Origin of the sequence: Ochrobactrum sp. P6BSIII, assembly GCF_014138065.1 — a bacterium.
Lineage (GTDB): Bacteria > Pseudomonadota > Alphaproteobacteria > Rhizobiales > Rhizobiaceae > Brucella.
Genome location: NZ_JACGXB010000029.1, coordinates 1 through 26813, shown reverse-complemented (window position 1 = coordinate 26813; position 26813 = coordinate 1). Strand labels below are relative to the sequence as shown.

The window sequence follows — 26813 nt, the reverse complement described above, 5'->3', positions numbered from 1 at the left end:
CACGCGTTACGACAAGAACCCGGACAATTTCCTCGCTGCTGTCAAACTGATCGCTGTCCGCATCTGGTGCATCAGTTTATGAGTCTACGCCCTAGCGCAGATCAGTGAGGTGTTGCTGACCGTAAGCCTCAATGACCAACGCTATCGTCAATTACACACCGCGCCAAGCCACAACAAGATTACTTATCAATTTGAGACGTAAACTCCGTTGGGTTAAGAGCGCTGATAAACATTGAAAATAGTTCTCCCTGGGAGGCGATACGGAGTTTGCCATAGATATTGCGTCGGTGAATGCGCACAGTCCCGGACGATATTCCCAGTGCGTGCCCTGTCGCGTCAGCCGAATATCCGCGCAGGACATAGCCCACGATCTCGATCTCGCGCGGGGTCAACGAGTTTCTATCCAAATTGCGGAAAGCACGTTCGATAAGTCCCGAGAGGTTTTCTCCTCTCGGTTTTGTTGCATTCTGCTCAAATCGTTCCGCCAGATCCGCCCAGTTGTGTCGCCCGACCGCGGCCACAAAAGGCACCAACTCGGTTAGATCACGCAGCTCGCGCGCCGAGAACGGCTTTGACGTTCGCATCGCAGAAATGATGACGCAAACGTTTGGCTCTACACTGAATTTGAAACCAATCTCCTCGGCCAGCTCCGTCTGCACATAATAATTGCGGAAATACTCTCCCTGATAGAACCGGTCAGGTGCCAAATCCCGCAGCCGTATGAGGCTCGGATCGCCGGGCAGAGACGATTGCAGGTAAAATGGATCCAGGAGATAGGGGCCCTCCTGATAATCCTCGACCATGACCTTGTGTTTCCATACCGGGAATTCCGAATGCAAAGCGATTGGCCGCCGGTTGCCGCAATATGCAAAGGTGACGGTATGCTCGAAGGGCACAACCGTGCGGATCGCTTCGATCAGCGCCGCCGCAAATTGCGGTTGGTGCAACGCATCGATGACCCGTGCAGAGGCCAACGTCCAGTTCATCAGGAATCTCCGTCTATATGCCTTTTGTGATATATACACATATCGAGTATTTTTATATGTTTTTTCAAAAATAAGGGATATGCCGCTTCAGGCAAAGCTCTCTAGGGGAATATATTTTGATGGTATACGCTACCGAGGCTTCAGTTGGTCGAAGCGGCGACACAGTTGCGGAATTTGTCGGCACCACCAAGCGTTATGGCGCTGTGCTTGCGGCCAGTCAGCTGAATCTGCAAATCCGGCGGGGGGAATTCCTTTCCTTTTTGGGGCCATCGGGCTGCGGAAAAACAACTGCGCTGAGAATGCTCGCCGGTTTCGAACAACCAAGCGAAGGCGAAATATTGATCGACGGGTCAGAGGTCGGCACGACACCGGCCTATAAGCGTCCCGTCAACATGGTGTTCCAGAGCTACGCCCTCTTTCCCCATATGACAGTGGCACAGAATGTGGGTTACGGACTAAGACAGCGCCGCCCGAGACTGGCAAAGTCCGATATCGACCTTCGCGTCGCGAAGGCACTGGAAACCGTTCGTCTTGCCGATTTCGGTGGGCGGCGGATATGGGAAATGTCGGGTGGACAGCAACAGCGTGTGGCGCTGGCCCGCGCTATCGTGAACGAACCAAAAATATTGTTGCTCGACGAACCGATGGCAGCACTGGACGCTAAACTGCGGACAGAGATGCAGCTTGAACTTTTGTCCTTGCAACGCAAGCTGGGCATAACTTTTGTGCTGGTCACGCATGACCAGCAAGAAGCACTGTCGATGTCCGACCGCATCTGCATCATGGGCAATGGTCGTATCGCGCAGATCGGGACGCCACGGGAACTCTATGATCGCCCGGCTAATCGATATGTCGCCAACTTTGTGGGGCGCGCCAATATTCTCAATGGGAAAGTTGAGCATATTGACGATGATCATGTGACGGTAAGCTTGGCCACGGGTCATAAGGTCGTGGTTGAGGCCGCCTTTGGTGTGGCGCCGGGAGCGGCCGTCGACATCATGATCCGACCGGAAGCGCTGCGCCTGACCGTTTCACCGGCGGAAGGGGAGACGGCGATTGAAGTGCAGGTCGCAAACAAGATCTTCCTTGGCGAACACATTGAATTCTTGCTCACCCATCCGGTTCTTGGATCGTTGCAGGTTCTGGTGCCAAGGCAGGCCGAACGCGCGTTGCCGGGTGTTGATGTGGGTTCTGCGGCTCACCTTGTCTGGGACCACGGTACAGGCCTGATCCTTGGGAGTGAATAGAGGTTCTACGGGAGCTACATCGGGATCGTGCCTCAGGTTGGGCGCGATTTAAAATGCTAAGTGCTGTTCACAAATAATAAAAGAGAGGGATAAAATGACGAAGAAAGATACGCCGGTTTCCCGGCAGGCATTCATGGAGGAACTCCGCCGGTACCAGAAGGGCTCCGTTACGCGCCGCCATTTTCTTGGCGTGACCGGGCTTGGTGCTGCGACAGCTGTTATGGCAAGTGCATTGCCGGGGCTTTTACCATCGCGTGCGTGGGCAGGCGATATTGGCGACCGCGTTTCGATTGCAACTTGGCCGAACTATCAAGATCCCGATAACCTGGCGGCGTTCCAGAAGGAAACCGGCGCAGCGGTACAGGTGAATGTCTTCGGTTCAAACGAGGAAATGTTCGCCAAATTGCAAGCTGGTGGTGCGGGGTGGGACATTGTTGTAGCGACAAACTATGCCATCAGCACCTATGCCGACAGCAAGATGATCGAGCCGCTCGATCTGACGAAGCTGCCCAACTATAATGCTGAGTCCTTTGAAGCGCGTTTTGCAACGCCCGGCACTGTGGACGGAAGGCTCTATGGTATCCCCAAACTTTGGGGTACGACGGGTATGGCTTGGGACAGCAGCAAGGCGAAAGCGCCTTTCACCAGCTGGAAAGACTTCTTTGATCTGACCAAGACCGACTTTTCCGGTCGCACGATCATCCACGATTATCAGCTGACTGCTATCGGCAATGCTCTGAAATATCATGGCTATTCGTTTAATTCTGTCGATCCGAAAGAGTTGGCCGATGCGGAGAAATTGCTGATTGAGGTGAAGCCGCATCTTTTTGCTATTACCTCCGACTATCAGCCTTCCATGCGCAATGGCGACGCCTGGTTGACGATGTGCTGGACCGGTGATGCGAAGCAGATGAATCGCGACCTGCCGGAAATCCATTACACGCTCGGCAAGGAAGGTGGGGAAATCTGGTCCGACTTCTACACTATCCCGACAAGCGCACCCAATCGCGAAGGTGCCTACGCTTTGTTGAACTTCCTGCTGGACCCGTCGGTCAATGCGCGCGAGGCAGCCTTCCATGGTTATCCTGTGCCTGATGCCCGCGTCGAAGCTCTTGTGTCGGAAGAAATGCGCAATGATCCGATCCTTCATCCTGCGGCAGAACTTCTGTCCACACTGGAATTTGGAGCGGCAGTCACGCTAACTGATCCAAACCGGGCGGAACTGATCGCCCGTTTTAAATCGGCATAACCGGACGGACAGCGATGGCATTGTCTCAGCGAAAAATGCGCTGGCTCCTGCTGGGGCCCGCGGGCCTATGGTACGCGGCACTCCTCGTATTACCGCTGGCAGTCGTGCTCGTCTATTCCTTTGGGGAACGCGGGGCGGCAGGCGGCTATGAGCCGGCTTTCACCTTGGCGCAATACGCTAATCTCGGAAGCCGCTGGGCCGCATTCCGCAACACATTGACGCTCGCGCCAATTGGCACGATTGCAGCGCTCCTGTTCGCTTATCCGCTGGCCTATTATCTCGCATTGCGGGTGGGCAGGCAGTGGCGCACATTGCTGCTGGTGCTGGTGATCGTGCCATTCTGGACTTCAATCCTGATCCGATCCTATGCCTGGATATTCCTCCTCGGCGGGCGCGGTATCCCTCAATTGCTGTCTGCTTTTGGTCTCGGCGATTTCCGGCTGATCAACACGCCTTTCGCTGTTCTGGTGGGCATTGTCTACGGCTATCTGCCGCTGATGTTCTTTCCGATCTATGTGAGTCTGGAAAAGCTCGACCGCAGATTGCTGGAAGCGGCGGATGATCTGGGTACGCCTCCGTGGCGGCGCTTCCTGCAGATCACATTGCCCTTGTCGCTGCCCGGCGTGGCAACTGGTTCAATGCTCGTCTTCATCCTGCTCATGGGGGAATATCTCATCCCACAGATGCTCGGTGGGGGTAACGTCTTCTTCGTCGGCAATGCGCTTGTCGATCTGTTCCTGCAATCGCGTAATTGGGCGTTCGGGTCGGCCGTGTCGATAACATTGGTGGCTATCATGTTGCTTGTCGTCTCCCTTTACATGCGTTTCCTGCGCCTGATGGGAACTGCGCGCGAAGATGTCAGTTTGATGTGAGGAAATGATGCGCATTTATGCTACTGCGATTTACCTGTTCCTCTATCTTCCTATCGGGATTATCGCGCTTTTCAGCTTTTCTGCGGGCCGTTCGGCAAGCCAGCTGCAAGGGTTCTCGACGCAATGGTATTCCAAGGCGCTTGAAAATCCATTCGTCATTGACGCGCTCAAGACCTCGGCGTCTGTCGCTCTGACTTCGGCATTTATCTCGTGCCTGCTGGGCACGATGGCGGCTATTGCGCTCACCGGTCTGAAGGGCAAACTACGTGTTCTCTTTGATGCCATGATCTTTATCGCGGTAATGATTCCCGGTATCGTCATCGGTATTGCAACGCTGATCGCGCTGGTGACGGTATTCAATACGGTCAATCCCTGGCTTCAGGCGCTGACGGGGCTGAAGCTGTCTCTGGGGTATGGCTCGCTCATCGCGGCACATGTGCTGTTCACAATGTCGCTTGTGATTATCCTGGTGCGTGCCCGCATCGATGGTATGGATCGCTCGTTGATCGAAGCTTCCTCCGACCTCGGTGCAGGACCGCTGGCAACCTTCCGTCAAGTAACGCTGCCCATGTTGATGCCAGCGATGATGGCGGGCTTCTTGCTCAGCTTCACCTTCAGTTTCGATGACTTCATCATCGCTTTCTTTGTCGCCGGACCACAGACGACTCTGCCGATCTACATCTTTTCGTCAATTCGTCGCGGAGTGACACCGGAGATCAATGCCATTGGCACAATGGTGATGGTGTTCTCTCTGCTGCTGCTTGTCTTCGCGCAAGTCATTCTTCGGCGTGGAAAACCGGCAGGGCAATAAGGATCAGAAGCGTTTCCAACGCCTGCCTTAACCCCGTGCATTCTGCGCTTATTCTAGGGAAAAAATCATGAAATCTTGTCTTGAAGGCCGGGTTGCTCTCGTAACAGGTGCAGGCTCGGGTATCGGTCGCGCAGGCGCAATCGCCATGGCGGCAGAAGGCGCAACTGTTATGGTCACGGATCTGCGCGCAGAGCTTGCGGAAGCAACGGCACAAGCGATCCGGGCCAATGGAGGGCAAGCCGAGAGCGCAGCACTCGACGCGCGCGATGACGCCGCTATCACTGACATAGTTGTCGGTGTCGCCGCACGCTATGGCAGGCTTGATATCGTGCATTCTCACGTCGGCATACAGATCGCGGGAAAACTCGAGGAAGTAACGCCCGATCAGATGGATCTGGCATGGGCACTTAATGTGCGTTCGCATTTCGTCGTCGCACAGGCAGCACTCGCGCCAATGCGAGCGCAAGGTGGAGGATCGGTGATTATCACCGCGTCCAATTCTGGGTGCCAGTATGATCGTGGGATGATCTCCTATGCCACCACAAAACACGCAGCGGTCGCAATGGTGCGTCAGATGGCGGCGGACTATGCACGTGAAAACATCCGTTTTAATGCGCTTTGTCCGGGTTTTGTCGATACGCCCTTCAATGCCGGATTTGAACAGCAGATGGGAGGACGCGCGGCTCTCGAAGACTATGTCTCCAAAACGATACCGATGGGACGCTGGGCATCCGCAGAGGAAATAGCGGCAGGCATCGTTTATCTCGCCTCGCCACAGGCGGCATTTGTCACCGGACTGGCGCTTGTTATCGACGGCGGAGAGATACTCTAGCTAATGGCTCGCAATGTTTGCCTGTCGCTTCAAAAGCCGTGAAATGCCATATCAAGGGCCGCGACGATCTCATCGTGCGCGGCCTTGAGATTTGTTACCGGTTCGTTCAAAGCCGAGACCGGAATTGCTGCCATGAATTGGGTGACGAGAATATAATCTTCACCCTCAATCTCAAAACTGGGATTGAGGCGCTTTGCGGGAAGCGGGGCCGATGTCTTGCTGATGAGTGGAATGACAATGCGCGTTTTCAGCTCATCAAGCAGGTCGGCCTGCACGTCCAGTACATAGCCGCCACCGGGATTAGGATAGACGTCATATCGGGCCATCAGAATTGGCGATAGCGTTCGAGAGGCAAGCCGTTTGCTTCGACATAAGCATTCGAGCTTTGTATCGCAGCGCGGTTCTCTTCCTTCCAGCGCGTCGCTTGGGCGGCGGCAACTGCTTGCGCAATTCCAAGTTCGGCCGCTCTGGAAATATTGATCTTATGCCGACGGGCCTCAGCAAGAAGCTCACTATCGATTGAGAGATTGGTCGCACGCTTGAATATGCGTGCTGCTTCATGCTCCGACATATCGAAGTCTCCTTTCGGTCCAGTATATGCGCATAATCATGTGCATACAATCACGACCGGCTCTTGAAGCGAATATTATCGTGCTTGACAAACGCATAGCTGTTTAGCTATGAATTTATCCATAGCCATTGAGGTATGAATTAAGTGACTGCGACACGGGATGAAGTTTTCAAAGCACTGGCCGATCCAACCCGGCGGGCGATATTTGAACGCCTTTGCCGTGAGGGGGAAAAAACGGTCACGGTTCTGACTGCGGGAGCGGGGGTTTCTCAACCCGTCGTCTCAAAGCACCTCGCCGCGCTGAAGCGGGCAGGGCTCGTGAGCGACCGTCATGAAGGTCGCCAGAGCCATTACAGAGCCGAATATGCGGCTTTGGCTCCGCTCGTAGACTGGGCGCAGGAAATGACCGGCTTCTGGGAGAAGAAGTTTGACGCCCTTGAAGACTTATTGAGGAGGATGGACCAATGAGCGAGATATCAACTGAGACTCGCACGGTGGTCGTCGAACGCGAGATGCCTTATCCGCCCGAGAAGCTCTGGCGTGCATTGACTGAGCCTCATCTGATCGCCGATTGGCTGATGAACAATGACTTCGCGCCGACAGTCGGGCATCAGTTCAAGCTTCGCGGTGAGTGGGGTGGTGTGCTGGATTGTGAAGTTCTGGTTGTCGAACCGAACAAGCAGCTGTCTTACACCTGGAACCACGTCCACGAGAATAACGCTTATAATCTCAGAAGTGTCGTGACTTTGACGCTGACACCAACGGCCGTCGGCACACATTTGCGGATGGAGCAGACTGGTTTCAGGCCGGATCAGACGCAGGCGTTTCATGGTGCTCAACACGGATGGCAAGGTTTCCTCGAAAAGCTCGAAGCCGTGGCGGCCAATGTGGATTGAACCTGCCGCTTCGAGGAATATTCGAAGCGGATAAAGGTGGACGAATAACAAAAGGGCCAGCCATGACGCCTAGGGCTGGCTTTTAAAAGGGAGAGAAAAAATGGTCTTGAATAAATCCATCCGGCAGGTTCACCGCTGGCTATCAATTATATTTACGCTTACCGTGATCGCGAATTTCGCCACTATGGCTTTCGGCCAGCCGCCAGCCTGGGTGGTTTATTCACCTCTTTTGCCGCTGTTCATACTGCTAGCGACGGGGCTATATCTCTTTTTCCTGCCATACTCGATGAAACGAAATGGCTGATAAACGCTCAGCCATTTCGCCTTCAAGTGGAGCTTAGCGGTTGTTCACCAATGCTTGCACAAGATCGGCTTCCAGATCTTCCGGATCTTCGAGGCCGATGGAAATGCGGATAAGCTGAGCGCTAATTCCGAGCTGGCTTTTCTGGTCCTCAGGGACAACCGCATGGGTCAGCGACGACGGGTGCTGAATGAGGCTCTCTACGCTTCCAAGGCTGACAGCAAAGTGGAAATAGCGCGTCGAAGTCAAAATGCGCTCGACGCGTGCGAGGTCACCGCCAACTTCGATAGAGATCACACAGCCGAAATTGATCATCTGATCGGCGGCCATTTTATGTTGTGGATGGCTTGCCAAACCGGGATAGACAACTCTCGTCAGACCCAGCTCTTCCGCTCTTTGTTCAAGGCTCGTCGCCAGCTTCAGCGCCGTTTGCGACTGTCGGACGCTACGGATTTCGAGCGTTTTCAAAGAGCGGTGCAAAAGAGCACAATCCGTCGGCGACATGACGGAGCCGAGGGCGTTCTGCAAATAGCCCACCCGTTTTGCGAGCCCCGCATGTGCATTCGCCGATACGGCGACTACGCCACCCAGCAGGTCCGAATGGCCGTTCAGCATCTTCGTTGCCGAATGAACGACGACATGGATTCCATGGTCGATCGGGCGCTGGCCAGCAGGAGATGAGAAGGTGCTGTCGCAAACAGTAATCGCACCGGCCTTGTTGCCAAGTTCCGCAACCCGCGACAGATCAACAATGCGTAGTGTCGGATTGGACGGTGTCTCGAACCAGAGCAGGGCAGGCTTATGTTCGGCGACGGCTTCGCGCAGCGCAGCCTCGTCGGAAAAATCTACGAAGCGCACATTCTGCGCCGCCGTAATTGGCCGAACATCGGCGAGCAATCGGTAAACGCCGCCATAGAGATCGTTATGGGCCAGAACGGACGAGCCGGCAGGAAGCGCCTCCAGCAGTGTTGCAGCGGCTGCAAGTCCACTCGGGAAAACGAACGCGGCTTCTGCGCCTTCAAGGTCTGCCAGGCAGCGCTCAAGGTTGTTGCGGGTCGGATTGCCGCTTCGCGTATAGTCGTAACCCTTGCTTGCCCCGATACCATCCTGCACATAAGTCGTCGCATGATAAATCGGCGGGATCACGGCTCCGGTCAACGGATCTGGTTCCTGACCGACATGGATTGCTCGTGTTGCAAAGCCAGCCTGATTGCGAGGAGGGTTCTTGGCCAATTTTCTGTCTTTCTGTCGTTAGTCTGCCGGTGCCCGGATTGCCTATCAGTTGCGTTCCCGGCCTGTAATCAATGTTTCGAATCCTGCCGTTAGCAACAGATCAGTAAATGATCAGTTCGCTCGTATCCTTCAAATATAGCGGGTGCCCCGGCGAGCCGTTATTGGTGATCTTCAGCGCATGGAGCGAGATACCGTTGCTTCGCAACATGTTCGTCACGACTTCTCCGTGATGCGCGAGCTTCTTGTGAAGCGACCCATAGGCCATAACGACAATTGCTGCTTTTTTGGCCTGCTTGAGAATTGTCTGAACATTCTCGTCAGTGCAGGGAATAACACCTTCTTCCAGCAACATTTTCGGATGTGTCGCACGATAGTCCATGACATTGCATTTCACATAGCGGCTGTAGCCCCAGCGGCGCGTAAATTTCTGCTCTTTGAAAACGGTGGGATCATCGACATCATAGGCGGCTGTGCTTGGATTCATACCAATCCAGAGCACATAACCGTCCTTATCCGCTCCGTCCCATTCACGTGTCAGAAGCCGACGATATCGACCGCATTCAGAGAAGACTGCGTCTCCTCTGATTTCCGGTTTGATTTTCAGGCGAACCTTGCCGCCTGGATCATGGGATTCGTGACTCATCATGCCTGCTTCTGTGACTATGTAGTTTTCACGATTTGGTACCGTGGACTTATCAGCCAGCGTGCCGCACGCCTAGCATATTATACAGTCCGAGTAGAATTTTCTCCAGGGCCGCGTGTCGACGCTACGTTGATGCGATGCTGAAAAGCGGCTTGAGAGCCGCTTTCCTCAATCTTGGTCTGCTAGGCGCCAATCAATTGATAAGAATTGCCCGCATTTCGCGATTGCAGAGGCCCCTGCAAGCCTCGATTGACAGAATAGACATGGTGGAATGCATCGGCTCTGCCGCTGATCAGGCACACATCGTGACGGTCCCATTCCCATTGCTCCGCGTCGAGCATTGCTTCAAACCTGGATGATGCTGTCGCTGACCAGAAACTTGCCGTCCCTGTCGGTGTTAAGGCCCGACCCAACGCAGCCAGACCGTTTCCAGAATAAATAGCGTCGTTCTGTTCCCGCACCAGAAAATCGGGGCCGTTGTCTGTGTCCATCAAGACCAGATCGAACGTTGAAGGGCGTTGTTTCAACGTTTCCATGACATCGCCGATCTGCAACTCGACACGACGATCATGCAGCGGATGATCAGCGAGATGGCCGATGAATAAGCGGTTCCATTCTACGATGTCGGGGATGAGTTCGCACACCGTGATCTGTGTTTCCGGTGGAACATAATCGAGTGCCGCTCTGAGCGTGAACCCCATACCCAGTCCACCGATCAGAATTCTCTTTGGTGTTTGACGCAAGAAACGCAGAGAACGTTCGGCGAGCACAATCTCCGATTGGAAATTGATGTTCGACATCAATTCCAGCCCGTTGTAGCGAATTTCGTAGATGTCGCCTCTTTGTCGCAACAATATTTGGTCGCCAGCGTCGTTGCCAGCGCTTGCCAATTCAGTCCAGATAGCCATTTGAAAACCCAAACGTTTTTAAGAACGACCGGCCGTGCCAGATCGAACTTCATGTTTCGTCGTGATGGGAGTGTCGGGGTCGCTGCAGTTTTATGTGTGCAGCAACCCAATGGCATCGTCTGATCTGGCATCCATCATCAGGGGAAATGATGACACATTCTTCAAAACGGCCGATATATTCAGGGAGCTTTGAAAAATATTCATCATATCCGGAATTCTGGCGTGATCCTGACTGTTTGTTGAGCGACCTTACTATCAAATCGCTTTGCTTAATCAAGCAGAATTATCAGAGTTTTTTGTGACGGTGAGGCCTGTTTCTTGCAAATATTCTTCTGTTTTGACTTTTTTATTAAAGGCGCAATCCCTGTTATTTAGATAAATTTCTACGGTCGAATGGCTCTGTAATCCATTTCTTTCAGGTCAGAGAGCAAGCTTGGTCCCTTGGGCTCCCAGCCAAGCTTTGCTCTCGTTTGCGTGCTTGCCGCTGGCATGTCGAAGCTGACGAACATGGAGAGCCATCCGAAATGGTTTGTTGCCTCGTCAGGTGAAAGGGAGATGACCGGCAGGCCAAGCCCCGTTCCGACCATTTCGGCAATGTCCCGCACAGCGATGCCCTCTTCTGCGACGGCGTGATAGCGCGCACCAGGCTCTGCTCTGTTGGAAGCCAGAGCATAGAGTTTGGCGACATCGAGAACATGTGCGGCGGGCCAGCGGTTCTGGCCCTTTCCTACAAAGGCAACAGCTCCTTTCTCCCGCGATATTTCAATGTATGGTGTGATGAGACCCTGCTTCATCGTGTCATGTACCTGTGGAAGCCGCACGACTGACACGTTGACACCATCTTCCAGCAAGCGCTGCGCGGCGAGTTCAGAGGCGATACGCGGATTGGGATGGTGAGGGTTGAACGCATCTTCCGTCGCAGGCTGACAGTTGCCGGGGTCGCCGATGCCGGTGCCTGAGGTTATCAACAGCGACCGGTTCGAGCCCTTCAGTACAGAGCCCAGCGCCTCGATTACGCGGCGATCTTTCTCGCAATTCGCGATGAAATTGGAAAAGTCGTGATCGAATGCCGTATGGATCACAGCATCGGCTTGAGCCGCACCGGCGCGGATGCTAGCAAGGTCCTCAAGCGTGCCGCGTTGCACCTCTGCTCCTGCCGCAGCGAGCATGTTTGCTCCAGCATCTGACCGCGTCAGGCCGAGCACCTGATGGCCTCGGCCAAGCAATTCGGGCACGATACGCGAACCGATGAAGCCGGTTGCGCCTGTGAGAAATATACGCATTTCTTGTTCTCCGTTCCTGTCAGGAATGGATTATCACCGGCGAATAATCATGTTAAAGTAGTGATATTATCATGGTATAATAACCAACAGGCTAGGCATGCCATTCGTCAACGATAATCCTCTCGGCCAGTTTCTGCGTGATCGCCGTATGCGTCTCGATCCGGTGACGTTCGGTTTTTCAACCGCGCGTCGGCGGACGCCGGGATTACGGCGAGAGGAAGTCGCGCAGCGCGCCAATATCAGCCCGACCTGGTACACCTGGCTGGAGCAGGGTCGTGGTGGTGCGCCGTCGGCAGATGTGCTTGAGCGTATCGCCAAGGGACTGATGCTGACTGAGCCGGAGCGCATACATCTCCATGTTCTCGCGTTCGGACATCCTCCGGAAGTGCGGTTTCAAGAGCAGGATGGCATCACGCCAAGATTGCAAGGCGTGCTGGACGCTATTCCCGACAGCCCTGCGCTCATCAGGACAGCGACCTGGGACGTGATTGCCTGGAACAAGGCTGCAAGCATGATTCTGACGGATTATGCAAAGCGTTCCCGGCGTGAGCGAAACATTCTGCGCATGATGTTCACGGACTCGCGGGTGAAGGCCGCGCAGGAAGACTGGTTGCGTGTCGCGAGGTTTGTTGTGGGTGCCTTCAGGGCAGACGCGGCGCGTGCTGGTGCTGGCGCCGAAATTGCGCAACTCGTTGAAGAACTGACGCAGATGAGTCCGGAGTTTGCTGCATTGTGGCGCGACAATGAGGTCGTCGGCTCCGGGGAGGGTGTCAAACGTCTCCATCATCCCGAGCTTGGGCCGATAGAACTCGAGTTTTCGACATTCACAATCGACGGTCGCCCGGATCTTAACATGATGGTCTATACACCCGCGACAATTCAGGTTGCCGAACGTGTCCGAGCTTTCCTCGCCAAGGGCGAGGCTTGACACCTATCAAGGCGCCACTTTTTCGTAAGTGATTGTTTCACCGTCTTCCTTGGTGAATGTCGTAACTGGATTTTCGAGAAGGTCGAGGACCAGTTCCGATGGGCGGCATAGTTTGGTGCCCAGCCGCGTTTCCACGATCGGTCGATTGATCAAGATCGGATGTGCCATCATGAAGTCGATCAACTCGTCATCGGTCCACTTTGAATCTTGCAGCTCCAGCTCTGCGTAAGGCGTACCCTTTTCACGAAGGAGTTCGCGCGGTGTCCGCTGCATTGCTTTCAGCAATTCGACCAGTCGTTCGCGCGACGGCGGATTTTGTACATATTCGATGATGACAGGTTCTTCTCCGCTGGCGCGGATCATCGCCAGTGTGTTGCGAGACGTCCCACATTTCGGATTGTGGTATATTGTAACGGTCATCAACACTTCCCTGTTTCACATGCCGATGGAGTGAATTATTCCGCCTTCATCCATGAAAAGGGAAGCTGTTTCAAGATCGTGATATGTCATCATTGAAAAATAGGGGCCGGGTTAATTACCCGACCCCGACGTCTCTTACTTCGCTACGATTGCCTGAATACCGGCCAGTGCGCATTCTGCATCAATTGCGCCCGATGGTGCGCCGCCGACGCCAATTCCGCCAACCAGCGCATCGCCAATCTTGATCGGCAGTCCGCCAGCCTGAATGACAAAGCGCGAATCCATATCGCGCATGCCGCTATTGGCTGGCTTTGAAGCGATAAACTCGGCAAGCTCGCCGGAGTCGCGGCCAAGCGCTGCTGCGGTAAACGCTTTTCCTACAGCGCTGTTGCCGGTGTGTGGGCCGGAAAGATCAGCTTTGAGCAGGATTTTTGTCGATCCATCGCGTGCTACAACCGCAACGCTCACATTGTTGCCCTTGGCAACGCAAGCATCCAGTGCTGCCTGAGCGGCCTTGGTTGCCAGATCAAGCGGCAGATAGGGCGTCGTTGGAAGAGTTTGGGCGAAAGCGGTAGCCGGAGCCAGCGACAAAGCGATAATTGCAAGTTTGCGGATCATGGTCGTTCCTCGTTTTCGATGAACGTTACCTAACTTCGCCTGTCCCAAAACTGAATCCGTAGCGTTTGCGATCTTATCCGTAGTTCTACGGATTAGCGTTCCCTTCCAGCCACAAGCGGGTCATTTCTGCCTGAGATGTGGTGCCCAGTTTTACACCGATGGCGGCGCGATGGCTGTCGATGGTTCTTGGCGACAGGCCAAGACCGTCCGCAATTTGCCGGGTGGTGAAGCCTTGCGCTATGTGCTCCAGAACCTCACGCTCGCGTGCGGTCAACGCATCGAGCAAGGCTAGAGTTTCAGCCTTTAATGCCTTGCTGCCCAGCCTCTTTTCCAGCAATTGCTGGGCTTTTTGGATTGCATCGATCAAGTCCTGCTCATCGACCGGTTTCGAGAGATAATCCACGGCACCGTTGCGAAAAGCACGGCGACAGGCTTCGATATCGCCATGGCCGGAAATAATGATCACGGGCCAGTCGATTGCCTGCGCTTCCAGGAGTTCCTGCAGCTTGAGGCCCGTCATCACGGGCATACGAATGTCGAAAATCAGGCATCCCGGCGTCAGTTGCGGCAGTTGTGCAAGAAACGCGGATGGATCGGCAAAACTCCTGACCTCAATGTCGATGGTAGAGAGCAGAAGGCTCAACGCTTTTCTGACCGCTGTATCGTCATCCACGAGATAGACAGGCTGGGCCATCAACTTCTACTTTCTCTGTCGGCAACGATTGGGAGTACCACGCGAAATAGCGCGCCTTGCGCTTGCGGGATATAGGAAATCTCGCCACCGAAGCGTTCGACAAGGCGCTGGCTCAAGGCAAGGCCGAGGCCGGTTCCTTCGGGCCGATTTGTCGTGAAGGGTGTGAACAGACGAGGCAGCAGTTCCAGTGCCACACCGGGGCCATTGTCCTGAACTTCCAGAATGGCCGAGCTTCCATCAGCCTGCAGAGAAGCTTTGACCTGCCGATGATTGCTGGTGTCCGTATCATGAAAAGACTCGATGGAATTACGCAGGAGATTGAACATAACCTGTTCCATCTCCACAGGGTCTACTGCAGCCATCAAAGGGTTGTCGGGCATCAGAAGTTCTATATCGACATTTTGCCGTTTTGCTTCCGGAGCCAGCAAGGTCTGAACATTTTGCATCGAAAGACGGAGATCGGCTTGGGCGTTTTCCCTACGTTGCGGTCGTGACCAGTTGCGCAGACGATCCAGAATAGCGGAAGCGCGGCGCGCCTGATCCACCATATCGTCAAGCGCGCCAGCGAGCGCTGTTGTGTTGTTGCGGCTCAATAGCCGGCGTCCGGCCTGTGCGCCCGCCAGAAGTGCGGTCAGTGGCTGCGTCAGTTCATGGGCCATGCCGCTTGCCATTTCGCCCATCGTATTGACGCGCGAAGCATGCGCCAGCCGGGCTTCTAGGCTGCTCAGCTCAGCGCGGCGTTCCGCCTGGCGCGTGCGCTTTATCTGGCGAAGGATCACCAATCCGCCGAAAAACAGCAAGTTTGTGAGAATGAGGATCGGGATCAACTGGTCCACTGGCAGCAGGGCAGCCCATCCCACATTCATTGCGGTTTCGAAAAGAAGCGGCTGGGAGGCGCTTCCCAATTGCTTGGAAAAGAGCGCCGCGCCAAATGAAGCGGGGCTGCTGAAAAGAACCATTCCATCAGGCATGAGAATACGGCGTGCGACACCATTGCGGCGCCAGAATGCGTCGTCCGAGCTGATCAGCGCGTCGGCGTTGATCGATAGCGCCAATCCATCGTGCGGATCATCGTTGTTCGGGCTCCGTTTTACAATCATGTAATGTCCGGGACGCGCTGCTGGTGTGATCAGTTTCGGGACGCCGCTCGATGAAAGTGCCGCCGCTCTTATGGCTGCGGTGAGCTCCGGTTCCAGCTCCCTCGTGCCGGTGACAGGCGCTGCCGGATCGATGGGCACAAGTTGAATTTCATCAATACGCGGATAGAAGCGCGTGATGGTCGTAGCGACCTCCAGAAACACATCGTCCTGCGAAAGTTCGGCGGTCCGCACCTTGGATTGCGCAATCGTTGAAAGCGCCGTCAAATGGGCATCATGCTGAACGGCTCGCTGGGAAGCTTCACGATGTAACGTGAAACTGGCCGCCTGGAGTTCGGACAACAATTCGGATCGCTGGTAAATGGCGAGGCCGCCGATCACCAGAAGATTGAGCAGAAGCCATATGATAAATGGGAGCAAGGCAGAGCGGAATCTCGCCCATTTGCTTCCATTGTGCAGGTTCATAGTTCCATCCCGATGCCGATCTTTGTTCGGGCAAAACATACCGACACAGATTTGTTGCGCCAACCGAAAATCGTATTGCATTCATGTTCTGGTCATCTGAGAGCGATTATGCACCTTCGCAAGACCACTGGTGTTTCGTGACAATGCGATGCCAGTAGCCGATTTTGTTGCTGAAAGGATATCTTGGTCATGGATTTCATACGTCGCGCGTCTTGGTTGTCTGGAGTTGTGCTGCTGCTTGCCGTTGCCGCATGTCAAAAAGAGCAGGCCCCGGCAGCTGCTGAAGCTCAGGCCGGAATTTGCAAGAAGGATGTCGCAGAAACTCTTGCTGGCAAGGACAAAATGACGGACGAGGCTGCCATGCAGCTCACCGGCGCAACCATCGTCCGCCAGGTGAAGCCAGGCGATCCGGTTACAATGGATTTCCGGCAGGAACGTATAACCATTGAAACCGACCCCGACACCGGCAAAATCATCCGCGCCTATTGCGGCTAGGTATGGTGCTGTTCTGCTGATAGAGATGCCAGCGCAAGGGAAACTTCGCCAAATCGCTAAGTTTTCTCTTGCGCATTTTTCTATTATCTGAATAGTTAGCAATATGGCTAAGCATGATCCAGACCTTTCGCTTCTGTTCCACGCGCTGGCAGACCCCACACGCCGGTCGATCCTGACCCGTTTGGCTGGAGGGCCGACGGCGGTGACGGATCTGGCCGGGCCGACAGGCCTTCGCCTTCCAACGGTGATGCGACACCTTTCCGTGCTGGAGGAAGCCGGTTTGATTGTGTCATCCAAGGATGGGCGGATACGGACGTGCGCTATCCGTCCAGAGGCTTTGGAGCCAGCGCGTAGCTGGATGGACGAGCAGCGCGCCATCTGGGAATCCCGTCTGGATCGTCTTGATGCATTTGTAATGAGTGTGATGGAGGAGTGCGAAAATGACACAAACTCAAAAGCCAAGTAGCATCGAAGCAGCACCCAACGGTGAAGGCCGTTTCACGACGCTGACCTTCGAGCGAGATGTGGCCGCGCCGGTGTCGGTTCTCTGGCAGGCGTGGACTGCTCCCGCCGCACGGGCAGTCTGGGCAGCGCCAACGACTGCCGTCGAGGTGGTGTTTCTGGAAGCTGATACCCGGATTGGCGGTCGCGAAGTTTCGCTATGTAAGGCGAAAGGTCAGTCCGACATTCTCTGCGAATGCGGCTGGCTGGAGTTGCAGCCCGCAAAGCTTAGCGTGAACTACGAGGTGATCTCCTGCGAGGGCGTGAAGCAATCAGCGGCATTGGTCACGGCGGCTTTCTCTGACCTCGGCGAAAGGAGCAGCCTTGTCGTAACGGTGCAATTGTCTTCGCTGGCGAGCGATATGGAAGCTGGCTATCGAGCGGGTTTCGGAGCGGGACTGGACAATCTGGCCCAAGTTGCAGAGCGCACCATGGTATTGCAGAAAGTCATTCGAGCGCCGCGCGCTGTAGTCTGGAAGGCCTGGTTGAACCCGGAAACCTTGCCGCTTTGGTGGGGACCGGAGGGGTTTTCGTGCCGCACAAAAAGGATCGACCTGCGGCAGGGCGGCGAATGGGTTTTCGATATGGTCGGGCCCGATGGCACAGTATACCCGAACCACCATCGCTACGGTGAGGTCAAGACAGAAGAACGGCTTGGCTATACCTTGCTATGGGGCGAGAACGGTCCAAAACATGCGGATGCATGGGCGTCGTTTGAGGATCATGACGGCTTCACGACAGTGACCCTGGGAATGGTGTTCAGCACAGCCGCTGAGTTCCAGAATGCCAAAGGCTTCGGGGCAATTGAGCTTGGTCTGGAAACGCTGGGTAAACTTGATCGGTTCGTTGCAGCGAAGTGAAGCCCGTCAAAGGGCTTAGGCAATATCCATGAGAGGCTGTAAGGCGCCTCTCACGAATGCAGGCCTTTGATCTGTATGCTCACGATTTCCTTGGCGAGCGCGATCCTGTCTGCGTCGGTTTCTACACTTCGCGGCTGATACCAAATTGAAAGCCAGTTGATGGCACCAAGCACAGCCTTTGCCGCTACTGATACGTCGACATGACGGATGCTGCCATCCTCCATGCCTTCACGAATGACCTGCTTGAACAGATCTTCAAACCGGCGTCTGATTGAGATCAGCTCATTAAGTGTGCGGCGCTGGTCGGGTGTCGTCGCCGCAAGCTTGTGCATATGAACGCCCTGCACCACCACTGCTTCGAAAGCGACGTTGGTCATCATGGCGAGCGCATGCGCCATGAGCATCTCCTCAAGCCGGTGCAGGCCTGAGCCGTTCAGCGTCATCACCGGTTCGACGGCCTTGAACAGTCGATCCATACCTTCGCGATGGACGTCGAAGAACAAATCCGTCTTCGATGAGTAGTAGTGATAAATGCGCCCTTTGGTCGAGCCCATCCTGCGCGCCACATCATCAATGCTAGTTGTGGAGAAGCCCTGCTCCATGAAGCACTGAGCGGCTGTTTCCAGGATTACGACATTCCCGGTACTGTCCGTTCGGTTATTTCGGCGGCTGTCAGCCATCTGCTACTCCGATTTATGCATAGGTAAGCGGCAACCAACCCTAGCAAATTTCGATGACAAAATGCCACTAGACAAAGCCATGTTCAAGTGCATACTACTGAGTATGTTGTTGATTAATGCGACTAGCGTCCATTTTTCGGCGCTTGGAGGATATAATTTTGGAAATAAACCCTAATTCAGCTGCGTCTGCGCGCCAAGCAGGCGCGGAAAGCCAGGTTCTGTACTCGGGCTGGATCAAGATCGATCAGCAGCTTGTGGATCGGTTTGCTGATGTGATCGATGATCATCAGTTCATTCACACGGACCCGGAGCGCGCTGCAAAGGAAAGCATCTTTGGCGGTACTATCGCACATGGCTTTCTGCTTCTAGGCTTGCTGACCAAACTCAGTCGCGAGGTATTGCCGGAAGTTGCAGCCGGTGCGGTCGAAATCAATTATGGCTTCGACAAGGTTCGCTTTCTGGCTCCGGTAAAAGTGGGGTCTTCTATTCGCGGCGTGTTCAATTCCAAATCGGTTCAGCCGAAGGGGAATGGTCAGCTCCAGACTCTTGGGGCGACGGTTGAAATCAAAGACGAAGCAAAGCCGGCACTTGCTGCTGACTGGCTTATTCTGACAGTAGGTTGAGGATCATATGGCCATTTCTTTCGAAAATCGCGTTGCAATCGTAACAGGTGCTGGTGGTGGGCTTGGGCGCGCTTATGCCCTTGAACTGGCAGCGCGGGGCGCAAAAGTCGTTGTGAACGATTTCGGCGGCAGCCGGGATGGAACAGGCGGCGCGTCTGAAGCGGCGGAAAAGGTTGTCGCGGAAATTCGCGCCAAGGGCGGCGTGGCTATTGCCGATGCTGGCAACGTCACGAAGTTCGAAGATATGCAGGCGCTGGCAAAGCGCGCTGTCGAAGAATTTGGCCGCATCGATATTCTCATCAACAATGCCGGCATCTTGCGCGATAAGAGCTTCGCAAAGATGGAAATGGCCGATTTTCGCGCTGTGGTTGACGTGCATCTCATTGGCTCTGCGAATGCGAGCCGCGCTGTGTGGGATGTCATGAAAGGCCAGAATTATGGCCGCATCCTTATGACAACGTCTACATCGGGGGTCTATGGCAATTTCGGTCAGTCCAACTACGGTGCAGCCAAGGCCGGGCTGGTTGGCCTGATGAATGTGTTGCATTTTGAGGGCGACAAGTACGACATCCACGTCAATGCAATTGCGCCAACGGCTGCCACACGCATGACCGGAGATGTGCTGGACGAAGAAATGCTGGTGCGCCTTGCACCGGAAAACGTCGTTCCGGCTGCTCTCTTCCTCGTCAGCGAACAGGCCCCGAGCCGCACCGTTCTTCTGGCAGGTGCAGGGACCGTGGCCCGTATGGCGATTGTTGAAAGCGAAGGCGTTTATCTGCCGAAAGGCGAACGTACGCCGGAAGCCGTCGCCGCTGCTTTCACAAAGATCGATGATATGACCAACTTTATCGAAACCGACGCCGGTTTCGCGCATGTTGACCGCATCATTGCAACGTCGAGGGCGAACGAGGTCGTCAAATGACGGTGCAAAAGCCGCGCCCGAAGGCTGAACCCCGGTCAGCCTATCGGGAGTTCTACGAGATGCAGACGCGCTGGAGTGACATGGACATTTACGGCCACGTCAATAACGTCGTCTATATGCAATATTGCGATGCAGCACTGAACCGGTCGTTGATCGCGGGAGGCGCTCTGGAGCTGAGTGGTTCCACGCCCATCGGCATCGTGGCGCGCAATTCAACGAATTATTTCTCCGAGATTTCCTATCCTGACAATGTCGTTGTCGGGGTGCGCGTCGAGCATATCGGTAACACAAGTTTGCTGTGGGGATTTGGCATCTTCAAGGATGGCGAAGAGCTGACGGCTGCTGTAAGTGAATATGTGCATGTCTATGTCAACCGAGACACACGACGACCTGTTCCGCTAACCCCGGAACTCAAAGAATTAGCCGAAAGGCTTTACGTTCCGGCATCAGTGGAGGAGCTCTGATGAGAGAAGCTGTAATCGTATCAACTGCGCGTACGCCGATTGGCAAAGCCTACCGCGGGGCTTTCAACGACACGACAGCCCCAGCGCTGGCAGGGCATGCAATTGCCGCTGCTGTCGAACGTGCAGGCATTGACGGTGCCGAGGTGGAGGATGTCGTTATCGGCGCGGCGCTTCAGCAAGGCACGACCCATATGAATATCGCCCGCACTTCCTTGTTGCGGGCTGGCCTTCCGGTTTCGGTGCCTGGCCAGTCGATGGATCGTCAATGCGCTTCTGGGCTCATGGCTATCGCGACAGCCGCCAAGCAGATTACGGGTGATGGCATGACGATTGCCATTGGCGGCGGCGTGGAGCAGATATCGCTGGTGCAGAACGACCATATGAACGTCTATCGCTGGCGCGATCCTTGGCTAACGGAGCATCTGCCCGCCACCTATATGAGCATGATCGAGACGGCCGAGATCGTTTCGGCGCGCTATGGCGTCTCACGTGAGGCGCAGGACGAGTATGCGCTGCAATCGCAGCAACGCACGGCAGCAGCACAGGCAGCAGGCCGGTTGAACGCCGAGGTTGTACCGCTTCAGTCCACCATGCTGATCAAGGATAAGGTCACGGGGGAAATTTCCACGAAAATCATCGAGCTGGCCATGGACGAAGGCAATCGCCCTGAAACCACACTGGAAGGCTTGCGTGGATTGCAGCCTGTCTTTGCCGGTGGTCAGGTCATCGCGCAGGGCGGCTATATTACCGCAGGCAACGCCTCGCAGCTATCGGATGGTGCTTCCGCATCCGTGCTGATGGAAGCGAAGGAAGCGGAAAAGCGTGGCCTTTCGCCGCTCGGTATCTATCGCGGGATGGCCGTTGCTGGATGTGAGCCTGACGAGATGGGCATTGGTCCGGTTTATGCCGTGCCGAAACTGCTGAAGCAGCATGGCCTGACGGTTGATGATATCGATCTATGGGAGTTGAACGAGGCTTTCGCAGCGCAGGTGCTTTATTGCCGCGACAAGCTTGGCATCGACAATGAGAAGCTCAACGTGAATGGCGGCGCTATTTCGATTGGCCATCCTTATGGAATGTCGGGTGCGCGTATGACCGGGCACGCCCTCATTGAAGGCAAGCGGCGCAATGGACGTTACGTGGTGGTGACCATGTGCGTCGGCGGCGGCATGGGCGCAGCAGGCCTGTTCGAGATTTGTTAATGGAAACGAAAAAGGCCGGTTTGACCGGCCTTTTTTATGATCCCAACTGAGGCTCTATTAATATGCGGCTTTATAGATCGCCAGAGCGTCTGCCTCGGTTACCTTACGCGGATTGTTGACCAGAAGGCGGGTCTGTTTCATGGCGTCGCGCGCAAGTAGGGGCAGATCGTCTTCCGTGATATTCACTTCGCGCAATGTCTGCGGTACGCCAAGCTCACGGCTGAGACTTGCCAGCTTTTCAACAAAGGCTTCAGCGCGTTTCTCTGTAGACACGGCGCCAAGTTCCGGGAAAACATCTGCTGCAATTTCCGCGTAGATATGGCCCGCTTCCGGCAGGTTGAAACGCAATACATGTGCAAGCACGAGCGCATTGGACAGGCCGTGCGGAACATGGAAATGCCCACCAATCGGATAGGCGAGCGCGTGGACTGCAGCCACCGGAGAATTGGCAAAGGCCTGACCGGCAAGCAACGAGCCAAGCAGCATGGCAGCCCGTGCATCACGGTTCTGGCCATCAAAGACCGCTGTGCGGATATTGGAGCCAAGCAATTGCAGAGCGTTGCGCGCCAATGAGCGCGACAGGGGATTGTTGTTGGCAGACGCTGACGCATAGGCCTCAATGGCGTGCACCATCGCATCGATGCCGGTGGCGGCAGTTACCGCTGCTGGCAGACCCACGGTCAAATCTGCGTCGAGGATTGCCATGTCCGGCAGCAGGAGCGGAGAAACGACGCCCTTCTTTTCCGATGCACCCGTGGTGATGATCGAAATCGGTGTGACTTCCGACCCGGTGCCCGCTGTTGTCGGCACCAGAACAAGCGGGAGACGCGGACCGCGCGCTATGTTGACGCCGTAAATGTCGTTGAGCGTTTCACCGCTCTTTGCGATCAGGGCTGCAATCTTTGCAACATCCATTGAGGAGCCACCGCCAATGGCGAGGACACCTGTCGCTTCATGTGCCAGGATGTGATCTTTCAGCGCGAGAACATTGCTTTCTGGCGGATCAGCCTGCACGTCGTCAAAGATCGAAACGGCAATTTCTGCCTGTTCCAGCGCATTTATTGCAGGGTCCAGAAGTCCGAGCTTGCGCAATCCCTTGTCAGTCACGATCACAACGCGCTTGCCCAACAGGTGTCCGGCAATATCGGCGATCTTCGCCAGACCACCGGTCTGCAGCACGATGGATGGCGTTGTGTTGAAAACGAAATTTTCCATGTGTTCAGTTCTTTCGATTTATCGGTGTCGAGCTTCTGCAAATCAACTTGCGCGCTTCACCTTCAACTCGCGATCGATCGTGTTTCCGGTAACCCCTTCGCTGCGCAAAATATGCTTCTGGATTTTACCGCTGGACGTCTTTGGAAGAGATTCCAAAATCCGTACATAACGCGGCACCATAAAGCGGGGCAGGCGGCCTGCAAGAAAATCCAGCAATTCATCGGCGACAATTTCCTGTCCTTCCACCGGCGTTACGGCGATCAGGACTTCATCTTCGCTCAACTCGCTTGGGACTGCGATAGCCGCGCATTCCTTGACAGCGTCGTGAAAAAGAACTTCGGCCTCCAAAGCGAAAGACGAGATATTTTCGCCGCGTCGGCGGATCACATCTTTCAGACGGTCAACAAAGAAATAAACGCCGTTTTCGTCCTTGCGAAAGCTGTCCCCGGTGTGAAACCAGCCATTACGCATGGCTTCGACGGTGGCTTTCGGATTGTTGTAATAGCCTTTCATCAAAGCCCATGGACGGTCGGAGCGAATGACAAGTTCACCAGCTGTGCCATCCGGCACTTCGATGTCGTTTTTGTCGACGACACGCAACTGATACCAGGGGCGCGGCTTCCCCGCGATGCCCTTTTGGGTAATGCCGGGACCGGCAACAAGCGGACTGGCGATTTCGGTCATGTTGTAGATGGTCCATGCCTCCACGCCAAATCTCTCGGCGAATAATGGACCGTCTTCGCCAAATGGCGTGATGAAGGCACGACGCAGCGGGTGGTTGCGATCATCCGATGAAACCGGCTGTTTTAAGAGGAAACTGGCCATCACACCCAGCAACAGACAGTAGGTCGAGTTTGTTTCCCGCACTGCTTGCCAGAAGTGCTGTGTTTTGAACTCGCGCATCATACCAATCGATAGTCCGCGCGCCAGCATTGCATAGACATAGAGCGTGGAACCGCAATGAAAGATCGGACCGCAGATCATGCAACGGTCCGTTTCATCGACGCAATCAAAGGCGCCTGGCCCCATCGTATAAAGCTGCACATAAGAGGTCACGACACCCTTGGCATTGCCCGTCGTACCCGACGTGTACATGATGGCAAGCGTGTCCCATGGCTCAATCGGCGTGTCGAGAACGAGTTCGGTTTCGCTGACGGTTTCTACGTCAGTCAAAGGCAGGATTTCCACGCCAGAGATGGCGTGGTTTACGACACCTTCGACCACCAAGACTTTACGCAGTTTGCCCGGAGCGACATCCTGCAATCGTTCTACCAGATCGGCGTGCGCGACCATCAGTGGCGCATCCGCGTCATCCAGAATATGTTCCAGCGGGCGACCGAGGGCTGCGGTGTTGATCGGCACATAGACCGCGCCGATGTAATTGATGGCGAACCAGGTGGTGAGTAGGTCCGGCCCGTTGCCCATAAAACAAAGGACGTGATCGCCGCGTTTCACGCCGTGGGATTTCAATGTCGCCGCACGCTGGCGAACGCGGTCCCGGGTCGTTTTGTAATCCCATTCGGTCGATGGCCAAAAATGCACGAATGGTGCTGTGGGGCGCTCCGCTGCATATTGATCGAGAAGATATCGCAACACGGAATGGTTGCGGTCGAGCGCACGCTGGTCTGGCGTCATATTCTGAATTCCTCCTACCCGGGCCGCAACTAAACCTCAAAAGAGGGCAGTTGCAAACCTATTTGGAATATGCAACATACTCGGTAGTATGTCAAAGCGAAAACAATTGGGAGGATGGAAATGGCCATAGTCGATATCCAGCGCGAAGGACCGATTGCGGTGGCGCGCTATGACCGTGGCGGCAAGGCCAATGCTCTCAATGAAGAAGCGATCAAGGCGCTCATAGAAGCGGCGGATGAGTTATCGGCGGATGACACGGTTCAGGTCGTTATTATTACTGGCACCGAAAGTCGCTTTTCGGGTGGTGTCGATCTGAAGGACGATAATCTGTGGCGCAACAATGCGGACGCCGTTTCTCGTCACGCGGCTATGTCGCTCGGCGGTGTCATGTGTGATCGATGGCGGTTGTTGCCGCAGATCACCATCGCAGCGGTCGAAGGCCCAGCTGTTGGTGGCGGCGGCATTCTCGCGTTGGCTGCTGATTTTCGCGTTATGGCTGACGGCGCATTCTTTCAGTTTCCCGAAGTCCGTCTGGGCATGACGCTGGGTTGGGGCGGTTTGCCCCTCCTGTCGTCGCTTATCGGTCCGACACGTGCCAAGCGCGCGCTTTTCGCCAATGAGCGGATCGGCGAGCAGGACGCGCTCAATATGGGGCTTTGCGACAAGATTGCGCCTGCGGGTGGCGCGGTCGAAGCTGCAAAACTCTTCGCGCAGACAATTGCGGAATGCCCGCCTTTAGCCCTGCGGATGACCAAGAGGGCCATTGATCAAGAACACCGCGCCAATTGGGCTGCGCCCTATGAAGCAGACCAGTTCTATCTGGCGAGGCTGATTGCAGAAAGCAACAGCCAGTCGGGCTGACACCGTTATTATTTGGGAGGAGGAAAACCATGACAATGAAATCAATGATGCTTTCGGGTGCATTTGCCGCAATGATGCTTGCGAGCCCGGCTTTGGCGGAGCCAGTTCGACTGGGTGTGCTGACGGACATGTCCGGCATGAATTTCGATCTTGCTGGCGAAGGCTCAGTCGTTGCGGCCGAGATGGCCGTCGAGGATTTCGGGGGCAAGTTGAATGGGGAGTCCATCGAAGTCATCGTCGGCGATCATCAGAACAAGCCGGATATCGGTTCCACGCTGGCGCGCAGCTGGATTGACGAGAAGAATGTCAAAGCCATTATCGACGTGCCGACATCGTCGGTCGCCATGGCAGTTCAAGAAATCACGCGCGACAAGGACGTAGCTTTTCTGGCATCCACCGCAGGTTCCTCGGACCTGACGGGCAAAGCCTGCTCGCCAACGACGGCGCAGTGGACTTGGGATACGTATTCGCTTGCCAATGGCACCGGTCGCGCGATGACGCAGGAAGGTGGCAAGAAGTGGTACTTCATTACCGTTGACTATACCTTCGGTCATGCCCTGGAACGGGATACGACAGAAGCTGTCAAGGCAAGCGGCGGTGAAGTTGTGGGCTCTGTTCGTCACCCACGTGAAACCACTGACTTCTCATCTTTCCTGCTTCAGGCGCAAGCATCGGGCGCTGACGTGATCGCTCTTGCCAACTCGTCGGGCGATACGATGACGGCTCTCAAGCAAGCCAATGAATATGGCATTACTCAGGGCGGCCAGAAGATCGCGGGCATGCTGCTGTTTCTCTCCGACGTCCATAGTGTCGGCCTTGAAACGGCAAAAGGCCTGACACTCACTACCGGCTTTTACTGGGATTATGATGACCAAACCCGCGCCTGGTCGAAGCGGTTCGGCGAACGAATGAACGGCAAAATGCCAACGATGGTTCATGCTGGCGTTTATTCGGCTGTCATGAATTATCTCAAGGCGTCGGAGGCGGCAAAGTCCACCAGTGGCAAGGTAGTGCTCGACAAGATGCGCACGATGGATATCAACGACTTCTTCGCCCGCAATGCGAAGCTGCGTGCAGACGGTCGTATGGTACACGACATGTATCTTGTTCAAGTCAAATCTCCTGAGGAATCCAAAGGACCATGGGACTATTACAAAGTTCTGCGCACCATTCCGGGCAACGAAGCGTTCCGTCCGCTCGATAAGGGCGGCTGTCCATTGGTAAAGCAGTAAGAGGCTGATTGGATGGAAGCTTCGACTGTGAGAGATGCGGCTCTGCGTGAGGCAGGGCCGTCTGGTTCG

Annotated in this window: 32 protein-coding genes and 1 pseudogene; 19 read left to right on the top strand and 14 right to left on the bottom strand. The window is 55.1% G+C overall.

Translation table 11 applies throughout. The features are described 5' to 3' along the window. Positions 1–82 (top strand): annotated as a pseudogene (locus FHW00_RS23795) (IS5/IS1182 family transposase); the annotation flags it as partial. 97 nt (positions 83–179) lie between these two features. On the opposite strand, the gene FHW00_RS23790 reads toward FHW00_RS23795, so the two are convergent. After that, entirely contained in the window at positions 180–986 is an 807-nt protein-coding gene (locus FHW00_RS23790) for a helix-turn-helix transcriptional regulator (protein ID WP_078341145.1), read from the bottom strand. A gap of 119 nt (positions 987–1105) precedes the next feature. On the opposite strand from FHW00_RS23790, the gene FHW00_RS23785 reads away from it, so the two are divergent. The 5 genes from FHW00_RS23785 to FHW00_RS23765 all read left to right on the top strand — a co-directional run bounded on the left by FHW00_RS23785 (position 1106) and on the right by FHW00_RS23765 (position 5997). Then, on the top strand, positions 1106–2233 hold the full coding sequence (locus tag FHW00_RS23785; RefSeq protein ID WP_078341146.1) for an ABC transporter ATP-binding protein: 1128 nt from the start codon (positions 1106–1108) through the stop codon (positions 2231–2233). 94 nt (positions 2234–2327) lie between these two features. Then, complete coding sequence (locus FHW00_RS23780; protein WP_078341147.1) at positions 2328–3482, top strand: ABC transporter substrate-binding protein; 1155 nt, start codon at positions 2328–2330, stop codon at positions 3480–3482. A 14-nt stretch (positions 3483–3496) separates the two neighbouring features. Then, the gene (locus FHW00_RS23775; protein WP_078341148.1) at positions 3497–4354 is read left to right on the top strand and encodes an ABC transporter permease; all 858 of its coding nucleotides are present in this window, start codon (positions 3497–3499) and stop codon (positions 4352–4354) included. 7 nt (positions 4355–4361) lie between these two features. After that, positions 4362–5165 (top strand): ABC transporter permease, encoded by an 804-nt coding sequence (locus tag FHW00_RS23770; RefSeq protein WP_078341149.1) that lies wholly within the window; start codon positions 4362–4364, stop codon positions 5163–5165. A 67-nt stretch (positions 5166–5232) separates the two neighbouring features. Next, on the top strand, positions 5233–5997 hold the full coding sequence (locus tag FHW00_RS23765) for an SDR family NAD(P)-dependent oxidoreductase (RefSeq protein WP_078341150.1): 765 nt from the start codon (positions 5233–5235) through the stop codon (positions 5995–5997). A gap of 29 nt (positions 5998–6026) precedes the next feature. On the opposite strand, the gene FHW00_RS23760 is transcribed toward FHW00_RS23765, so the two are convergent. Together FHW00_RS23760 and FHW00_RS23755 are read right to left on the bottom strand one after the other, a co-directional pair. Continuing rightward, a complete protein-coding gene (locus FHW00_RS23760; protein WP_078341151.1) occupies positions 6027–6323 on the bottom strand; it encodes a CcdB family protein in 297 nt (98 codons plus the stop codon). After that, positions 6323–6568, bottom strand: coding sequence for a type II toxin-antitoxin system CcdA family antitoxin (locus tag FHW00_RS23755; protein ID WP_078341152.1), 246 nt, complete (start codon positions 6566–6568; stop codon positions 6323–6325). The genes FHW00_RS23760 and FHW00_RS23755 overlap by 1 nt, the downstream gene beginning before the upstream one ends. Positions 6569–6712: 144 nt before the next feature. Between FHW00_RS23755 and FHW00_RS23750 the strand changes: the two genes are divergently transcribed. The 3 genes from FHW00_RS23750 (at position 6713) to FHW00_RS23740 (ending at position 7768) form a co-directional block, all read left to right on the top strand. Then, positions 6713–7036: an ArsR/SmtB family transcription factor gene (locus tag FHW00_RS23750; RefSeq protein ID WP_078341153.1), complete on the top strand. Its 324-nt coding sequence runs from the start codon at positions 6713–6715 to the stop codon at positions 7034–7036. Continuing rightward, positions 7033–7464 carry an SRPBCC family protein gene (locus tag FHW00_RS23745; protein WP_078341154.1) on the top strand — a complete coding sequence of 144 codons (432 nt, stop codon included), beginning with the start codon at positions 7033–7035 and terminating at the stop codon, positions 7462–7464. The genes FHW00_RS23750 and FHW00_RS23745 overlap by 4 nt, the downstream gene beginning before the upstream one ends. Before the next feature lie 100 nt (positions 7465–7564). Continuing rightward, positions 7565–7768, top strand: a complete 204-nt coding sequence (locus tag FHW00_RS23740; protein WP_078341155.1) for a hypothetical protein — start codon at positions 7565–7567, stop codon at positions 7766–7768. Between the two features lie 33 nt (positions 7769–7801). Here the strand turns inward: FHW00_RS23740 and FHW00_RS23735 are convergent, their stop codons facing one another. The 4 genes from FHW00_RS23735 to FHW00_RS23720 form a co-directional block, all read right to left on the bottom strand. Next, complete coding sequence (locus FHW00_RS23735; protein WP_078341156.1) at positions 7802–8998, bottom strand: trans-sulfuration enzyme family protein; 1197 nt, start codon at positions 8996–8998, stop codon at positions 7802–7804. Between the two features lie 100 nt (positions 8999–9098). Beyond that, positions 9099–9644 carry a DUF1643 domain-containing protein gene (locus FHW00_RS23730; protein WP_440631591.1) on the bottom strand — a complete coding sequence of 182 codons (546 nt, stop codon included), beginning with the start codon at positions 9642–9644 and terminating at the stop codon, positions 9099–9101. A gap of 179 nt (positions 9645–9823) precedes the next feature. Then, positions 9824–10549 carry a spermine/spermidine synthase domain-containing protein gene (locus FHW00_RS23725; RefSeq protein WP_078341157.1) on the bottom strand — a complete coding sequence of 242 codons (726 nt, stop codon included), beginning with the start codon at positions 10547–10549 and terminating at the stop codon, positions 9824–9826. A 383-nt stretch (positions 10550–10932) separates the two neighbouring features. Beyond that, positions 10933–11832 (bottom strand): SDR family oxidoreductase, encoded by a 900-nt coding sequence (locus FHW00_RS23720; protein WP_078341158.1) that lies wholly within the window; start codon positions 11830–11832, stop codon positions 10933–10935. Positions 11833–11929: 97 nt separating this feature from the next. Between FHW00_RS23720 and FHW00_RS23715 the strand changes: the two genes are divergently transcribed. After that, positions 11930–12760: a helix-turn-helix transcriptional regulator gene (locus tag FHW00_RS23715; protein WP_078341159.1), complete on the top strand. Its 831-nt coding sequence runs from the start codon at positions 11930–11932 to the stop codon at positions 12758–12760. A 6-nt stretch (positions 12761–12766) separates the two neighbouring features. Here the strand turns inward: FHW00_RS23715 and arsC are convergent, their stop codons facing one another. From arsC to FHW00_RS23695, 4 genes are all read right to left on the bottom strand, one after another. Beyond that, entirely contained in the window at positions 12767–13180 is a 414-nt protein-coding gene (gene arsC, locus FHW00_RS23710) for an arsenate reductase (glutaredoxin) (RefSeq protein ID WP_078341160.1), read from the bottom strand. 135 nt (positions 13181–13315) lie between these two features. Continuing rightward, positions 13316–13798 carry a GlcG/HbpS family heme-binding protein gene (locus tag FHW00_RS23705; protein ID WP_078341161.1) on the bottom strand — a complete coding sequence of 161 codons (483 nt, stop codon included), beginning with the start codon at positions 13796–13798 and terminating at the stop codon, positions 13316–13318. Between the two features lie 85 nt (positions 13799–13883). Next, on the bottom strand, positions 13884–14492 hold the full coding sequence (locus FHW00_RS23700; RefSeq protein WP_078341162.1) for a response regulator transcription factor: 609 nt from the start codon (positions 14490–14492) through the stop codon (positions 13884–13886). After that, on the bottom strand, positions 14492–16054 hold the full coding sequence (locus FHW00_RS23695; protein ID WP_078341163.1) for a sensor histidine kinase: 1563 nt from the start codon (positions 16052–16054) through the stop codon (positions 14492–14494). Before FHW00_RS23695 ends, FHW00_RS23700 begins: the two co-directional genes overlap by 1 nt. A gap of 189 nt (positions 16055–16243) precedes the next feature. Between FHW00_RS23695 and FHW00_RS23690 the strand changes: the two genes are divergently transcribed. From FHW00_RS23690 to FHW00_RS23680, 3 genes are all read left to right on the top strand, one after another. Beyond that, positions 16244–16549, top strand: a complete 306-nt coding sequence (locus tag FHW00_RS23690) for an I78 family peptidase inhibitor (RefSeq protein ID WP_078341164.1) — start codon at positions 16244–16246, stop codon at positions 16547–16549. A 103-nt stretch (positions 16550–16652) separates the two neighbouring features. Beyond that, complete coding sequence (locus FHW00_RS23685; RefSeq protein ID WP_078341165.1) at positions 16653–17015, top strand: ArsR/SmtB family transcription factor; 363 nt, start codon at positions 16653–16655, stop codon at positions 17013–17015. Further along, on the top strand, positions 16990–17910 hold the full coding sequence (locus FHW00_RS23680; RefSeq protein WP_078341166.1) for an SRPBCC family protein: 921 nt from the start codon (positions 16990–16992) through the stop codon (positions 17908–17910). Before FHW00_RS23685 ends, FHW00_RS23680 begins: the two co-directional genes overlap by 26 nt. 50 nt (positions 17911–17960) lie before the next feature. Here FHW00_RS23680 and FHW00_RS23675 read toward each other — a convergent pair whose 3' ends face one another. Further along, positions 17961–18590: a TetR/AcrR family transcriptional regulator gene (locus FHW00_RS23675; protein ID WP_078341167.1), complete on the bottom strand. Its 630-nt coding sequence runs from the start codon at positions 18588–18590 to the stop codon at positions 17961–17963. Positions 18591–18754: 164 nt separating this feature from the next. Between FHW00_RS23675 and FHW00_RS23670 the strand changes: the two genes are divergently transcribed. The 4 genes from FHW00_RS23670 to FHW00_RS23655 are packed head-to-tail and all read left to right on the top strand — an operon-like array spanning position 18755 to position 21801. Further along, positions 18755–19213, top strand: coding sequence for a MaoC family dehydratase (locus FHW00_RS23670; protein ID WP_440631639.1), 459 nt, complete (start codon positions 18755–18757; stop codon positions 19211–19213). 7 nt (positions 19214–19220) lie between these two features. Then, positions 19221–20135 (top strand): SDR family NAD(P)-dependent oxidoreductase, encoded by a 915-nt coding sequence (locus FHW00_RS23665; RefSeq protein WP_078341169.1) that lies wholly within the window; start codon positions 19221–19223, stop codon positions 20133–20135. Beyond that, a complete protein-coding gene (locus FHW00_RS23660; protein WP_078341170.1) occupies positions 20132–20599 on the top strand; it encodes an acyl-CoA thioesterase in 468 nt (155 codons plus the stop codon). Before FHW00_RS23665 ends, FHW00_RS23660 begins: the two co-directional genes overlap by 4 nt. Next, the gene (locus FHW00_RS23655) at positions 20599–21801 is read left to right on the top strand and encodes an acetyl-CoA C-acyltransferase (protein ID WP_078341171.1); all 1203 of its coding nucleotides are present in this window, start codon (positions 20599–20601) and stop codon (positions 21799–21801) included. Before FHW00_RS23660 ends, FHW00_RS23655 begins: the two co-directional genes overlap by 1 nt. A 57-nt stretch (positions 21802–21858) precedes the next feature. On the opposite strand, the gene FHW00_RS23650 is transcribed toward FHW00_RS23655, so the two are convergent. Both FHW00_RS23650 and FHW00_RS23645 read right to left on the bottom strand, forming a co-directional pair. Beyond that, positions 21859–23016 carry an iron-containing alcohol dehydrogenase gene (locus FHW00_RS23650; RefSeq protein WP_078341172.1) on the bottom strand — a complete coding sequence of 386 codons (1158 nt, stop codon included), beginning with the start codon at positions 23014–23016 and terminating at the stop codon, positions 21859–21861. Positions 23017–23058: 42 nt separating this feature from the next. After that, positions 23059–24651: an AMP-binding protein gene (locus FHW00_RS23645; RefSeq protein ID WP_078341173.1), complete on the bottom strand. Its 1593-nt coding sequence runs from the start codon at positions 24649–24651 to the stop codon at positions 23059–23061. Positions 24652–24771: 120 nt separating this feature from the next. Here FHW00_RS23645 and FHW00_RS23640 point away from each other — a divergent pair, with 120 nt between their 5' ends. Both FHW00_RS23640 and FHW00_RS23635 read left to right on the top strand, forming a co-directional pair. After that, entirely contained in the window at positions 24772–25512 is a 741-nt protein-coding gene (locus FHW00_RS23640) for an enoyl-CoA hydratase/isomerase family protein (RefSeq protein WP_078341174.1), read from the top strand. Positions 25513–25541: 29 nt separating this feature from the next. After that, positions 25542–26744 carry an ABC transporter substrate-binding protein gene (locus FHW00_RS23635; protein ID WP_078341175.1) on the top strand — a complete coding sequence of 401 codons (1203 nt, stop codon included), beginning with the start codon at positions 25542–25544 and terminating at the stop codon, positions 26742–26744. Positions 26745–26813: the final 69 nt, after the last annotated feature.